The sequence below is a fragment of the Pseudomonas sp. P4_C1 genome (assembly GCF_056402155.1).
In genome coordinates, this window is the sequence record NZ_JBFUHY010000002.1 from 144,236 (window position 1) to 158,376 (window position 14,141).

Genomic DNA, 14,141 nt, shown 5'->3' on the forward strand with positions numbered 1-14,141 from the left:
AACGCCGCGAGAGATCGCGGCGTTTTTGTTTATGGGATATCGGGTAATGCAGCTTTGATGCTGATGGCCCCTTCGCGAGCAGGCTCGCTCTCACATGGACGGAGAACGACCTGTGGGAGCGAGCTTGCTCGCGATAGCGGAGGGACAGTCAACACTCATGTTGAATGTTAAGCCCTCATCGCGAGCAAGCTCGCTCCCACAGGGGTTGCGGTGCATTCACTGCACCGCAGCTCCTCACAACTTAGCTATAAACCCGGCCAAGGAGCTGCCGATGGCTTTCAAACTGATCGAGCACGTCACGGGTGATCTGATCCTGAGTGAAGCCCATCAAGTCGTAGTCCTGGCTGCCGTTGTGCAGGTACACCTCGGCACGGTAGTAACGCTGACGCGCCTCGTCGGACTGAGCCGATTCGGTCGGTGTGGCCAGGTAACCGTCCAGGCTGACTTCGTAGACGAAAGGATTGCCCTCTTCCATCTCGACTCGCACGCCCATGCAGCGCTTGGACTTGCCCAGCAGCGTCTGCACTTGCAGACCTTGAGCACGCATTTGCACCGTCGCATCTTCCAGCGCCGGGCTGACGTGCTTGTCCATGAAACGCTGAACGACCGACTGGCTCGGTTGCAGGTCCAATTGGGTCAAGCGCTCGCTGAAACCACGGCGACCGCGTGCCGCCAGCTCCGCTTGCTCCTGTTCGATCTGCACGTCCTGGCGCATGGCCTTGTGCAAGCCAAACATGAAGAACACCAGCACCACCGAGAACGGTAGGCCGGCCAGCACCACCATGGTTTGCATGGCTTCGAAGTTGCCGGCGAACAGCAGGCCGATGGTCACCAGGGTGATCACCGCCGACCAGAAGATCCGCAGCCAGTGCGGCGCGTCTTCATCGACGGTGCCGCCCTTGCAAGACAGGTTGGCCATCATCACCGCGCCGGAGTCCGCCGGGGTCAGGAACAGCACGAAACCGACAAAGATCGACACGCCGATCACAACCTTCGACGCCGGGTAATGCTCAAGCAACTGGTAGATCGCCATGGACGGCTGTTCCAGCGCCGTCTTCCCGAGTTCTACCGCCCCGTGGTTCATCACCAGGTCCAGGGCCGAGTTACCGAAGATCGACAGCCACGCCAGGGTGAAGCCCAGCGGAATCAGCAGCACGCCGGCGACCAGTTCGCGCACCGTGCGACCACGGGAAATACGCGCGATGAACATGCCCACGAATGGCGCCCAGGAAATCCACCAGGCCCAGTAGAACAGGGTCCACAGGCCCAGCCAGCGGTCGGACTTCTCACTGTCGCCTTCGTAGACATAGAGGTCGAAAGTCTTCAGCACCACGCCGTTCAGGTAGTCACCGACGTTCTGCACGAAGCCGTTGAGCAGGTGCAGGGTCGGGCCAAACAACAGAACGAAAATCAGCAGGCCGCTGAACAGCACGATGTTCAGGTTGGACAGACGACGGATGCCGTTTTCCACGCCAGACACGGCAGCGATGGTCGCCACGGTGCTCATCACGATGATCACGATCAGCAGGTTGGTGTTGTTGTGCTCCATGCCGAACAGGTTTTCCAGCCCCGACGACACTTGCAGCGAACCAATCCCCAGGTTGGTCACCAGACCCAGCAGGGTCACGAACATGCCAAAGCCGTCCACCGCATGCCCGGCCGCGCCCTTGACCCAACGCTCGCCCACCAGCGGATACAACGCCGAACGCAACGCCAGCGGTTGGTTATGACGGTAAGCAAAGTAGGCAACGGCCAGACCGACCAGCGCGTAAATCGCCCAGCCGTGCAGTCCCCAGTGCAGGAACGTCAGCTGAACCGCCTGACGGGCGGCAAGGTTGCTACCGGCCACGCCTTCCGGCGGATTGAAGTAGTGGTCCAGCGGCTCCGACGCGCCGAAGTACAGCAGCGAGATGCCGATACCCGACGAGAACAGCATCCCCGCCCAGGCACCGTAGCTGAAGTCCGGGGTGTCGTCCTTGCTGCCGAGCTTGAGTTTGCCGTAGGACGAAAACGCCAGGCCGACGACAAAAATCAGGTAGGCGGCAATCACCACCATGTAGTACCAGCCGAAGCTGCGGGACAACCAGGCTTGCGCCGTACCCAGCATTCTGCCGGCCTCTTGCGGGGCGATGATCAGAATGGCGGTCAACAACAGAATCAACGCGGTAGAGGTGTAGAACACCCAACCGTTGACCGTCACCTTCTCGGGTGGGGTCTTTATTAGCGAGGCAGAACTCATGGCACAGATGCTCCGGGCAGTGCGAGAGAAGAACGCAAGGCAAACGAGTTACCCGACCAATCGGTTAGTGGGCAGCCGACCGGCGGGTGATATAAAGACAGCCCGAAAAAAGCCCGAAACCCCTGGAGCGCCGCAGCGCGTAGGTTTCGAGCAGTTTCGGAAGTCGTTTTTTCCGCCGCTACATGTAGGAAAAATCTGTAGGCAGCGACGATTTGTCGCAGATCTTATTCTTTGTTGATTGAACGTTCAATCAAAACAAAATAGACTGGCCCTCAACCCGGTAGCCGTTTGACGTCTGCCGGAAGGCCTAAGGAGATGTGCAAGATGCCCAAGGTCGGTATGCAACCCATCCGTCGCCAGCAATTGATCGAAGCCACTTTGCAGGCCGTCGATCAGGTCGGAATGGGGGACGCCAGCATTGCGCTGATCGCCCGTTTGGCCGGTGTCTCGAACGGCATCATCAGTCACTACTTTCAGGACAAGAACGGCCTGATTGCCGCCACCATGGGGTACCTGATGACGGTCCTGAGCGAGAACGTCACCCTGCGTCGTCAGGCGCTGACAGATGACAGCCCCCGGGCGCATCTGCAGGTGATCATCGAAGGCAACTTCGACGCCAGCCAGGTCAATGGCCCGGCAATGAAAACCTGGCTGGCCTTCTGGGCCACCAGCATGCACCAGCCGTCTTTGCACAGGTTGCAGCGGATCAACGATCACCGTCTGTATTCCAACCTGTGCTGCCAGTTCCGCCGCGTGCTGCCGCTCAATGATGCGCGCAGTGCCGCCCGAGGCCTGGCAGCGTTGATCGACGGATTGTGGTTGCGCGGCGCGCTGTCGGGAGATGCTTTCGACACCGAGCAGGCGCAACGGATCGCTTACGAATACATGGATACCCAACTGGCCAAGCGGGTGAGTTAGAGCACACATAAACGCTCAACCACCGGACCGTGCCAACCACTTAATGCTCTTGCGAGGACTTTATGGCCCGTTTCGAACTGCAAAAACTCTACATCGATGGCGCTTACAGTGACGCCAGCAGCGACGCCACTTTCGAAGCCATCAACCCGGCTAACGGCGAAGTCCTCGCAAAAGTACAACGTGCGACCAAGGAAGACGTCGAGCGCGCTGTGGTCAGCGCCGAAAAGGGCCAGAAAATCTGGGCCGCGATGACCGCCATGGAGCGTTCGCGCATCCTGCGTCGCGCCGTGGAAATCCTGCGCGAGCGCAACGATGAGCTGGCCGCCCTGGAAACCCTGGACACCGGCAAGGCCTACTCCGAAACCCGCTACGTCGACATCGTCACCGGCGCTGACGTGCTGGAGTACTACGCAGGCCTGGTGCCGGCCATCGAAGGCGAGCAGATTCCGCTGCGCACCACTTCGTTCGTCTACACCCGTCGCGAGCCGCTGGGCATCGTTGCCGGTATCGGCGCGTGGAACTACCCGATCCAGATCGCCCTGTGGAAATCCGCACCCGCCCTGGCCGCCGGTAACGCGATGATCTTCAAACCAAGTGAAGTCACCTCGCTGACCACCCTGAAACTGGCCGAGATCTACACCGAGGCTGGCGTGCCAAACGGCGTGTTCAACGTCCTGACCGGCAGCGGCCGCGAAGTCGGCACCTGGCTGACCGAGCACCCGCGCATCGAGAAAGTCTCGTTCACCGGCGGCACCGACACCGGCAAGAAAGTCATGGCCAGCGCTTCGGCTTCGTCGCTCAAGGACGTGACCATGGAACTGGGCGGCAAGTCGCCGCTGATCATTTGCGACGACGCCGACCTCGATCGCGCCGCCGACACCGCGATGATGGCCAACTTCTACAGCTCCGGCCAGGTCTGCACCAACGGCACTCGCGTGTTCGTACCGGCCCATCTGAAAGCCGCTTTCGAAGCCAAGATCGTTGAGCGCGTTGCGCGCATCCGCGTCGGCAACCCGCAAGACGAGAACACCAACTTCGGCCCGCTGGTCAGCTTCGCCCACATGGAAAGCGTGCTGGGCTACATCGCCAAGGGCAAGGAAGAAGGCGCCCGCGTCCTGTGCGGCGGTGAGCGTCTGACCGACGGCGAATTCGCCAAAGGCGCGTTCGTGGCCCCGACCGTGTTCACCGACTGCACCGACGACATGACCATCGTCCGTGAAGAAATCTTTGGCCCGGTGATGGCGATCCTCACCTACGAAACCGAAGAAGAAGTGATCCGTCGCGCCAACGACACCGACTTCGGCCTGGCCGCCGGTATCGTCACCAAGGACCTGAACCGCGCCCACCGCGTGATCCATCAGCTGGAAGCCGGTATCTGCTGGATCAACGCCTGGGGCGAGTCCGACGCGAAGATGCCGGTCGGCGGCTACAAGCAGTCGGGTGTCGGCCGTGAGAACGGCATCAGCTCGCTGAACAACTTCACCCGCATCAAATCGGTACAGGTCGAGCTGGGCGATTACGTCTCGGTGTTCTAAGGCGCCTTTTCGCGTCGCCTGCGAGGCCGTCATCGCGAGCAAGCTCGCTCCCACATTGGAATGCGTACTCCTGTGGGAGCGAGCTTGCTCGCGATTCGAGTGCGCAGCACTCGCCAGGCCTGACCTGAACCAACTTCAAAGAGGGTGCATTCAATGTCCCAAGAATTCGACTACATCATCATCGGTGCCGGCTCGGCCGGTAACACCCTGGCGACCCGTCTGACCGAAGACGCAGGCGTCACCGTTCTGCTGCTCGAAGCGGGCGGCCCGGACTACCGTCTGGATTTCCGCACGCAAATGCCGGCCGCTTTGGCGTTCCCGCTGCAAGGCCGTCGCTACAACTGGGCCTACGAAACCGATGCCGAGCCACACATGGACGGCCGTCGCATGGAATGCGGTCGCGGCAAGGGCCTGGGCGGTTCTTCGCTGATCAACGGCATGTGCTACATCCGCGGCAACGCCATGGACTACGACGGCTGGGCAAAACTGCCAGGCCTGGAAGACTGGTCGTACCTCGATTGCCTGCCGTATTTCCGCAAGGCCGAAACCCGCGACATCGGCCCGAACGACTACCACGGTGGCGACGGCCCGGTCAGCGTGACCACGCCGAAAGCCGGCAACAACCCGCTGTTCCACGCCATGGTTGAAGCGGGCGTGCAGGCCGGTTACCCGCGTACCGAAGACCTCAACGGCTACCAGCAGGAAGGCTTCGGCCCGATGGACCGCACCGTGACGCCCAAGGGTCGTCGTGCCTCCACCGCCCGTGGTTACCTGGACGTCGCCAAGAAGCGTTCGACCCTGACCATCGTCACTCATGCCCTGACCGACAAGATCCTGTTCGAAGGCAAGCGTGCGGTCGGCGTGCGTTACCTGGTCGGTGCGGCCGAAGAGCGTGTTGAAGTCAAAGCCCGCAAGGAAGTGCTGCTGTGCTCCGGCGCCATCGCTTCGCCGCAGATCCTGCAACGCTCCGGCGTCGGCCCGGCCGAACTGCTGAACAAGCTCGACATTCCGGTGGTCCACGACCTGCCGGGCGTTGGTGAAAACCTGCAGGATCACCTTGAGCTGTACCTGCAATACGCTTGCACCCAACCGGTCTCGTTGTACCCGTCGCTGCTCTTGCACAACCAGCCGGCCATCGGTGCCGAATGGCTGTTCAACGGCACCGGCATCGGCGCCAGCAACCAGTTCGAAGCCGGCGGTTTCATTCGCACCCGTCCGGAATTCGAATGGCCGAACATCCAGTACCACTTCCTGCCGGTAGCGATTAACTACAACGGCAGTAACGGTGTGAAAGAACACGGCTTCCAGGCGCACATGGGCTCCATGCGTTCGCCAAGCCGTGGTCGCATCCAGGCCAAGTCCAAGGACCCGCGCCAGCACCCGAGCATCCTGTTCAACTACATGGCCACCGAGCAGGACTGGCAGGAATTCCGCGACGGCATCCGCCTGACCCGTGAAATCATGCAACAGCCAGCGCTGGATGCCTTCCGCGGTCGTGAGATCAGCCCGGGCATCGAGGTGCAAACCGACGAGCAACTGGACAAGTTCATCCGCGAACACGCCGAAACCGCGTTCCACCCGTCCTGCTCGTGCAAGATGGGCACCGACGAGATGGCCGTGGTCGATGGCGAAGGTCGCGTGCATGGCATGCAGGGTCTGCGTGTGGTCGATGCCTCGATCATGCCGATCATCACCACCGGCAATCTCAACGCACCGACGATCATGATGGCCGAGAAAATCGCCGACAAGATCCGTGGCCGCAAGCCGTTGCCGCGCAGCTCCGCCACTTACTATGTGGCGGGTGAAGCGCCGGTGAAGGGCAAGCCGATGCGGGAATTGAGCCAGATCGCTTAAGGCACTGCACCGCGTCACGGCCAATCGCGAGCAGGCTCGCTCCTACAGGTTTCAGGTTGGATTGCAGATTTGTGATCCACCCTCAACCACTGTAGGAGCGAGCCTGCTCGCGATGAGGCCCTGACAACCTGCACACATCTTCCGGACAAACCCAGCAATCCCTCTCTCCACAGATCCAAACTTGATCCTCCCCCCGCGCAAGCCTAATCTAGCGCCACGCAATCGTTTCACCCCTCCCTTCGCAACACCGCGCCATCGCCACTCCATACCCAGGAGGTTCACGAATGTTCGATTTCCATCCCCAGCTCAAGCAGCGCTTCGCTGCCTTGCGCACGGGTGCCGAATTCTTTTCCCTGCGTTATGTGCGCGAATCCGGGCAGTACCTGTCGGTGCGCAAGAACGTCGCCGAACCGCCAAGCCTGAGCCGTGACGAAGGGGCGATGCTGACCGTGCGGGTCAATGGCGTCGAGGCCTATGCGGCCACCAACGACCTGTCGCAACAGGGCCTGCAAGCTGCCCTCGAACGCGCCGAACTCCAGGCCCGCCGACTCAAGCCCCACGCCTTGCTGGACCTGCGCGAGCAGGCTGTTTCCAGCGACCGCGCCGATTACTTTTCGCCCAACCTCGACCAGGCCTTCCCGCCCCTGAGCGACTGCTACCAACTGCTTGGCACCGAGTCGGCCGCCGTACCCAAGGACGAGCGCCTGGTGAATTGGCAGGTCAGCCTCGGCATGACCCACGTCGAGCAGATTTACCTCAACAGCGCCGGTGCCGAACTGCGCCAGGCCCAACGCTTTGTCTACCCTGGCCTGGACGTCACGGCCTACGACGGCAACGACAGCCAGACCCGTAGCCTGGGCCGCGAGAACTTCGGCCAGCAAGGCGCGGCGGACGTCATCAGCCGCTGCGGCCTGATCGGTGCCGGTGCCCAGGTGGCCGATCAGGCCCTGCAATTGCTCCTGGCGCCGAACACCCCGCAAGGCAAGCGCGACCTGCTGCTGATGCCCGACCAGATGATGCTGCAAATCCACGAATCCATCGGCCACCCGCTGGAACTGGACCGCATCCTCGGCGACGAGCGCAATTACGCTGGCACCAGTTTCGTCAAAGCCTGCGATTTCGGCCGCCTGCAATACGGTTCCGGCCTGCTCAACGTGACCTTCGACCCGGACATTCCCGAGGAACTCGCCAGCTACGGCCATGACGACGACGGCACGCCCGCCAGCAAACAGTTCCTGATCCGTGAAGGCCTGTTGCTGCGCCCGCTGGGTGGTGCGTTGTCGCAATTCCGTGCCGGCATGGACGGCGTCGCCAACAGCCGTGCGTGCGGCTGGAACCGCCCGCCCATCGACCGCATGGCCAACCTCAACATCGAGCCAGGCGATCAGTCCATCGAGCAGTTGATCGGCGGTATCGAACACGGCGTGCTGATGTCGACCAACCGCTCATGGTCGATCGACGATGCGCGCAACAAATTCCAGTTCGGCTGCGAATGGGGCCAACTGATCGAAAACGGCGAACTCAAGGACGTGGTGAAGAATCCCAATTACAGGGGCATCTCCGCGCAATTCTGGAAGAGCCTCAGCGCCGTCGGCGATGCCAGTACCTTCAAGGTCCTCGGCACACCGAACTGCGGCAAGGGCGAACCGAACCAGGTGATCCGCGTCGGCCACGCATCACCGGCCTGTGTGTTCAGCAACGTTGATGTATTCGGAGGAGACGCCTGATGAATCCTTCAAACAGCCAGTCCGCGTCGTTCAAGGCGCTGGTCAACAGCCTGCGTGCAGCCCTGCGCGAGCCCGAGCAGTTCACCCTCAGCTACGCCGCCGAATCGTCGGCCTTCGTGCGTTTCAACCACGCCAAGGTGCGTCAGGCCGGTCAGGTGCAGCAGGCGAGTATCGGCCTGAAGCTGATCAACGAAGGCCGCCATGCCGACCTGCACATCACCCTGGCCGGCGATCCGCAGGTGGATGCACAGCGCCTGAACGAAGGCCTGCAACAGTTGCGTGAAACCCTGCCACTGCTGCCTGCGGACCCGTACTTGCTGCTCAACCACAACGGCTGGCAGAGCAACAACGTGCAGTCGCACCCGCTGCCGGACACCGAGCAGGTAGTCGCGCAAATCACCCAGGCCGCCGAAGGCCTGGATCTGGTCGGATTCTATGCTGCAGGGCCTATCAGTCGTGGCTTTGCCAGTTCTTCGGGCGCCTTCGGCTGGCATCAGGCCAACAGTTTCAATTTCGACTTCAGCCTGTTCCACGAGAATGGCCAGGCCGTGAAAGCCAGCTACGCCGGGCACGACTGGAGCAGCGAAGGCTTTGCCAAACGCTTCCAGCAAGCCCGCGAACAGCTTGAGTTTCTGGGCCGGCCACTGCGCACCTTGGCGCCCGGCCAGTACCGCGCCTACCTGGCACCGGCGGCGCTGGAAGAAATCATGGGCATGCTGTGCTGGGGTGGTTTCTCGGCACAGTCGATTGCCAGCAAAAGCAGCCCGCTGCAAAAGCTCTACGGGGGTGACAGCGCCTTCAGCCCGCTGGTCTCGCTGGATGAAAAAGTCAGCGGCTCGCTGAGCCCGGCGTTTTCCGATGAGGGTTATCCGCGCAGCGACCTGGAGTTGATCGTCGACGGCAAGGCCCGGGCGCAACTGGTCGGCTCGCGCAGCGCCGCTGAATACGGTTTGACTGCCAATGGCGCCAGCGGCGGTGAATCACCGAGCGCACTGAACATGAAAGCCGGGACATTGCCTGACGCGGACATCCTCAAGCAATTGGGCACGGGGCTGTACATCAGCAACCTGTGGTACCTGAACTTCTCTGATCAACCGGCCGCACGCCTGACCGGCATGACCCGGTTTGCCACGTTCTGGGTCGAGAACGGCGAAATTCAGGCACCAGTCAGCACCATGCGTTTTGATGACAGCGCCTTCAGCCTGCTCGGTTCGCAACTGGAAGCGTTGACCGAGGAGCGGGAGTTGTTGCTGTCGGCCAGTACCTACAGCCAGCGGGCGACGGCTTCGGCGTTGTTGCCGGGGGCGCTGGTCAGCCGATTGACCCTGACCCTGTAGACACATACCCCTGTAGGAGCGAGCTTGCTCGCGATGGTCGTGAACGATGACGCGTGCTGTCTGGAAAAATGCATCGCCTTCACATTCATCGCGAGCAAGCTCGCTCCTACAGGAATGGAGTAAAGCTCACACTGACAAGAGGCCCCATGCCCAACCGCCCACCTCTCGACGCTGTCACCGCCCGCTGGGTGCCGTGGGTCGTCGCCATTGCCTTCTTCATGCAGTCCCTCGACGGGACGATTCTCAACACCGCCCTGCCGGCCATGGCCCGCGACTTGGCCGAAGACCCATTGCGCATGCAGGGTGTGATCATCGCCTACATGCTCACGGTCGCGTTGCTGATTCCCGCGTCCGGCTGGATCGCCGATCGCTTCGGCACCCGAAAGATCTTCTTCAGCGCCATTCTGTTGTTCAGCTTCGGCTCGTTGCTCTGCGCATTGTCGAGCAGCCTGACCATGTTGATCGGCGCCCGGGTGATCCAGGGCCTGGGTGGCGCACTGATGTTGCCGGTCGGGCGGCTGGTGGTGTTGCGCGCCTATCCGCGTTCGGAACTGGTGCGGATCATGGGCTTCATCACCATTCCCGGGCTGCTCGGCCCCTTGATCGGCCCGACCATGGGCGGCTGGATGGTGCAATACCTGACCTGGCACTGGATCTTCCTGATCAACCTGCCCGTCGGTGTCGTCGGTTGCTACGCCGTGTGGAAATTCATCCCCGACCTTCGTGGCACCGAGCGCACCCGTTTCGATAGCCTGGGTTTCGTGCTGTTCGGCGCGGCGATGATTCTGATCACAATTGCCATGGAAGGCCTGGGCGAACTGCACCTGCCGCATTTGCGGGTGATGTTGCTGCTGTTCGGCGGCATGGCTTGCCTCGCCGCGTATTGGTTGCGCGCCGGGCATATCGAAAACCCGTTGTTCGCGCCGTCGCTGTTCAAGACCCGGACCTTTGCCGTGGGCATTCTCGGCAACCTGTTCGCCCGTCTCGGCAGCGGCGCCCTGCCCTTTCTGGTGCCATTGCTGTTGCAAGTGGCGCTGGGCTATTCGCCGTCCCAGGCCGGGATGAGCATGCTGCCGCTGGCGGCGGCGGCGATGATCGCCAAGTGGGTCGCGCGGCCGCTGATCGAGCGTTTGGGTTATCGCATCGTGCTCACCGGCAACACCCTGGCGCTGGGGATCATGCTGGCGAGCATGGGCCTGGTCAGCGAGCAAACACCGTACTGGCTGCTGCTGTGCATGTTGGCGATCCTTGGTGCGATCAACTCCTTGCAGTTCACCGCGATGAACACCGTGACCCTGATCGACCTCGACGATGCCAGCGCCAGCAGCGGCAACAGCCTGCTGTCGGTGGTCGCGCAGTTGTCCCTGAGCCTGGGGGTTGCGTGTGCGGGTGCGCTGCTCGGTGGCTTTACGGCGGAGATTGGCAATGACGGCGTGGACACGGTTTTGGGCGCCTTTCAACTAACGTTCGTGACGGTTGGAATCATGGCAATGCTCGCCGCAACCATCTTCTCCCAGCTCTCGAAGCAAGACGGACGGCGTGTCAAACGTCCGGAACAGCACATCGAACCTTAGGGCGAATGGCCATCGGACTGGTACACTGCGCGACATTTTGTTTTGCAGGCCAGTCCCGTGACCACCATCGCCACCGAATTTAATACTTTGCCGCTGTCCGCCGCCATGCTGGCTAACCTCGACTCCCTCGGTTATGCCCAGATGACGCCGATCCAGGCGCAAAGCTTGCCGGTGATCCTCAAGGGGATGGACCTGATCGCCCAGGCCAAGACCGGCAGCGGCAAGACCGCCGCGTTCGGCATCGGCCTGCTGAACCCGATCAATCCGCGCTACTTCGGTTGCCAGGCGCTGATCCTGTGCCCGACCCGCGAGCTGGCCGATCAGGTCGCCAAGGAAATCCGTCGCCTGGCCCGTGCCGAAGACAACATCAAGGTCCTGACCCTGTGCGGCGGTGTGTCCCTCGGCCCGCAGATCGCTTCGCTGGAACATGGCGCGCATATCATCGTCGGCACCCCGGGCCGTATTCAGCAGCACCTGCGCAAGGGCTCGCTGGTGCTCCACGGCCTGAACACCCTGATCCTCGACGAAGCCGACCGCATGCTCGACATGGGTTTCTACGACTCCATCGAAGAAATCATCATGCAGGCCCCGGAGCGTCGCCAGACCCTGCTGTTCTCCGCCACCTACCCGGTAGGCATCAAGCAGTTGGCCTCGAAGTTCATGCGCAATCCGCAGCAAGTGAAAGCCGAAGCTTTCCACGACGACACGCAGATCGAGCAGCGCTTCTACGAGATTTCCCCGGATGACCGCATGAGTGCGGTGACCAAGGTCCTTGGCCACTTCCGCCCGGCCTCCTGCGTGGCTTTCTGCTACACCAAGCAGCAGGTTCAGGAAACCGTCGACCACCTGACCGCCAAAGGCATTTCCGCCGTCGGCCTGCACGGCGATCTGGAACAGCGAGACCGCGACCAGGTGCTGGCGATGTTCGCCAACCGCAGTACTTCGGTACTGGTGGCGACTGACGTCGCCGCGCGCGGCCTCGATATCGACTCCCTGGACATGGTGATCAACGTCGAATTGGCCCGTGATTCGGAAATCCACATCCACCGCGTCGGCCGTACCGGTCGTGCCGGTGAGAAAGGCCTCGCGATCAGCCTTGTCGCGCCGTCCGAAGCACAGCGCGCACAAGCCATCGAGCAATTGCAGAAGACGCCGCTGACCTGGGATCAGGTCGACAACCTCACCTCCAAGGGCGGCGGCCCGCTGCTGCCGCAGATGAGCACCCTGTGCATCGCTGCCGGCCGCAAGGACAAGGTTCGTCCGGGCGACATTCTCGGCGCATTGACCGGCGACGCCGGCATCCCCGGTGCCCAGGTCGGCAAGATCGCGATTTTCGACTTCCAGGCCTATGTGGCCGTGGAGCGCGGCGTCGCCAAGCAGGCCTTGCAACGCCTGAACGACGGCAAGATCAAGGGCCGTTCGTTGCGCGTGCGTATCCTGTAAGAACAACGCACATCCCCTGTAGGAGCGAGCCTGCTCGCGAAAAACCTGAGCTCACCGCATTGAGCCAGGCTGCCGGCGTTATCGTTGACGTCCATCGCGAGCAGGCTCGCTCCTACAGTTAGTTTTGTGGTGAAACACCGTGAGGACACCGTTTTGCGCTCTACCGAAGTCGTGATCATTGGCGCTGGCGCCGCAGGGTTGATGTGTGCACTGACCGCCGCCGGGCGCGGGCGCAAGGTGCTGCTGCTCGACCATGCCAACAAGGCCGGCAAGAAAATCCTGATGTCGGGTGGTGGCCGCTGCAATTTCACCAACATGTACACGGAACCGGGCAATTTCCTCTCGCAGAACGAGCACTTCTGCAAATCCGCCCTGGCCCGCTACACCCAGTGGGATTTCATCGGCATGGTGGCCAAGCATGGCGTGCCGTACCACGAGAAAAAACTCGGCCAGTTGTTCTGCGATAACAAATCCAGCGACATCCTGGAAATGCTCCTGAATGAGTGCGACCAGGTCGGCGTCAGCCTGCACCTGGACACGTCGATCCAGACCATCGAGAAGCTCGAAAAGGGCTATTTGCTGGACACCACGCACGACCAAATCACCTGCGAATCCCTGGTGATCGCCACCGGCGGCCTGTCGATCCCGACCCTGGGTGCCACCGGTTTCGGTTACCAGGTGGCCAAACAGTTTGGCCACGAACTGCTGCCGACCCGCGCCGGTCTGGTGCCGTTCACCATCACCGATCAGCTCAAGGCCTTGTGCACCGAGTTGTCCGGTACGTCGGTGGATTGCCTGGTGAGCTGCAACGACCAGAGCTTTCGCGAGAACATCCTGTTCACCCACCGCGGCCTCAGTGGCCCGGCGATTTTGCAGATCTCGTCGTTCTGGGAATCCGGGGATACCGTCGAGATCAACCTGATGCCCGACCACGACGTACCGAGCTGGCTGCAACAGCAACAGGCCGAACGTCCCAATAGCGAGCTGAAAACCCTGCTCGGGGAAATCTTCACCAAGAAGATGGCCAACCTGCTGGCGGACAACTGGTTCGTGTCCAAACCGATGAAACAGTACACCCACGCCGAACTGGCCGATATCGCGGAAAAACTGGCGAGCTGGAAAGTCGTGCCGGCGGGCACCGAAGGCTATCGCACCGCCGAGGTGACCCTGGGTGGCGTCAACACCAATGAAGTGTCGTCCAAGACCATGGAATCGCTGAAAAGCCCGGGGCTGTACTTCATCGGCGAAGTACTCGACGTGACCGGGCATCTGGGTGGCTTCAACTTCCAGTGGGCGTGGGCTTCGGGCTACGCCGCTGCGCAGTACGTCTGATCCAACCCAAAACCTGTAGGAGCGAGCCTGCTCGCGATAGCGGCCTAACAGTCGACATCAATATTGAATGTACCGGCCTCATCGCGAGCAGGCTCACTCCTACATTGGATAGGTGTGGCGTCAAGGAACAGATTTTGCTGTCTGATGTGATCGACGCCATTGCGTCGGCGTCATTAGTGGCT

At 61.6% G+C, this 14,141-nt stretch carries 9 protein-coding genes; 8 read left to right on the plus strand and 1 reads right to left on the minus strand.

All coding sequences use genetic code 11. The annotated features are described in order from the left end of the window. Positions 1-241: 241 nt before the first annotated feature. Positions 242-2,182: a BCCT family transporter gene (locus AC1DU9_RS02125; protein WP_223457004.1), complete on the minus strand. Its 1,941-nt coding sequence runs from the start codon at positions 2,180-2,182 to the stop codon at positions 242-244. A gap of 381 nt (positions 2,183-2,563) precedes the next feature. Here AC1DU9_RS02125 and betI point away from each other — a divergent pair, with 381 nt between their 5' ends. The 8 genes from betI to AC1DU9_RS02165 all read left to right on the plus strand — a co-directional run bounded on the left by betI (position 2,564) and on the right by AC1DU9_RS02165 (position 13,959). Beyond that, positions 2,564-3,157 carry a transcriptional regulator BetI gene (gene betI / locus AC1DU9_RS02130; RefSeq protein ID WP_223456782.1) on the plus strand — a complete coding sequence of 198 codons (594 nt, stop codon included), beginning with the start codon at positions 2,564-2,566 and terminating at the stop codon, positions 3,155-3,157. Between the two features lie 62 nt (positions 3,158-3,219). Further along, a complete protein-coding gene (gene betB / locus AC1DU9_RS02135) occupies positions 3,220-4,692 on the plus strand; it encodes a betaine-aldehyde dehydrogenase (protein WP_223456780.1) in 1,473 nt (490 codons plus the stop codon). 153 nt (positions 4,693-4,845) lie between these two features. Further along, entirely contained in the window at positions 4,846-6,546 is a 1,701-nt protein-coding gene (betA, locus tag AC1DU9_RS02140; RefSeq protein ID WP_477809690.1) for a choline dehydrogenase, read from the plus strand. Between the two features lie 284 nt (positions 6,547-6,830). Further along, positions 6,831-8,273 (plus strand): TldD/PmbA family protein, encoded by a 1,443-nt coding sequence (locus AC1DU9_RS02145; RefSeq protein WP_223456778.1) that lies wholly within the window; start codon positions 6,831-6,833, stop codon positions 8,271-8,273. Then, positions 8,273-9,610 (plus strand): TldD/PmbA family protein, encoded by a 1,338-nt coding sequence (locus AC1DU9_RS02150; protein WP_223456777.1) that lies wholly within the window; start codon positions 8,273-8,275, stop codon positions 9,608-9,610. The genes AC1DU9_RS02145 and AC1DU9_RS02150 overlap by 1 nt, the downstream gene beginning before the upstream one ends. Positions 9,611-9,756: 146 nt before the next feature. Continuing rightward, positions 9,757-11,184, plus strand: a complete 1,428-nt coding sequence (mdtD, locus tag AC1DU9_RS02155; RefSeq protein WP_223456776.1) for a multidrug transporter subunit MdtD — start codon at positions 9,757-9,759, stop codon at positions 11,182-11,184. Between the two features lie 105 nt (positions 11,185-11,289). Next, positions 11,290-12,627 (plus strand): ATP-dependent RNA helicase DbpA, encoded by a 1,338-nt coding sequence (gene dbpA, locus AC1DU9_RS02160; protein WP_256589093.1) that lies wholly within the window; start codon positions 11,290-11,292, stop codon positions 12,625-12,627. A gap of 153 nt (positions 12,628-12,780) precedes the next feature. Further along, positions 12,781-13,959 carry a BaiN/RdsA family NAD(P)/FAD-dependent oxidoreductase gene (locus AC1DU9_RS02165; protein ID WP_223456775.1) on the plus strand — a complete coding sequence of 393 codons (1,179 nt, stop codon included), beginning with the start codon at positions 12,781-12,783 and terminating at the stop codon, positions 13,957-13,959. The last annotated feature ends 182 nt before the right edge of the window (positions 13,960-14,141 follow it).

Excerpts from the sequence above, each read along its gene's own strand:
- betI (WP_223456782.1), top strand. The coding sequence starts at position 2,564 with ATGCCCAAGGTCGGTATGCAACCCATCCGTCGCCAGCAATTGATCGAA.
- dbpA (WP_256589093.1), top strand. The coding sequence starts at position 11,290 with ATGCTGGCTAACCTCGACTCCCTCGGTTATGCCCAGATGACGCCGATC.
- AC1DU9_RS02145 (WP_223456778.1), top strand. The coding sequence starts at position 6,831 with ATGTTCGATTTCCATCCCCAGCTCAAGCAGCGCTTCGCTGCCTTGCGC.
- AC1DU9_RS02150 (WP_223456777.1), top strand. The coding sequence starts at position 8,273 with ATGAATCCTTCAAACAGCCAGTCCGCGTCGTTCAAGGCGCTGGTCAAC.
- betA (WP_477809690.1), top strand. The coding sequence starts at position 4,846 with ATGTCCCAAGAATTCGACTACATCATCATCGGTGCCGGCTCGGCCGGT.
- betB (WP_223456780.1), top strand. The coding sequence starts at position 3,220 with ATGGCCCGTTTCGAACTGCAAAAACTCTACATCGATGGCGCTTACAGT.
- mdtD (WP_223456776.1), top strand. The coding sequence starts at position 9,757 with ATGCCCAACCGCCCACCTCTCGACGCTGTCACCGCCCGCTGGGTGCCG.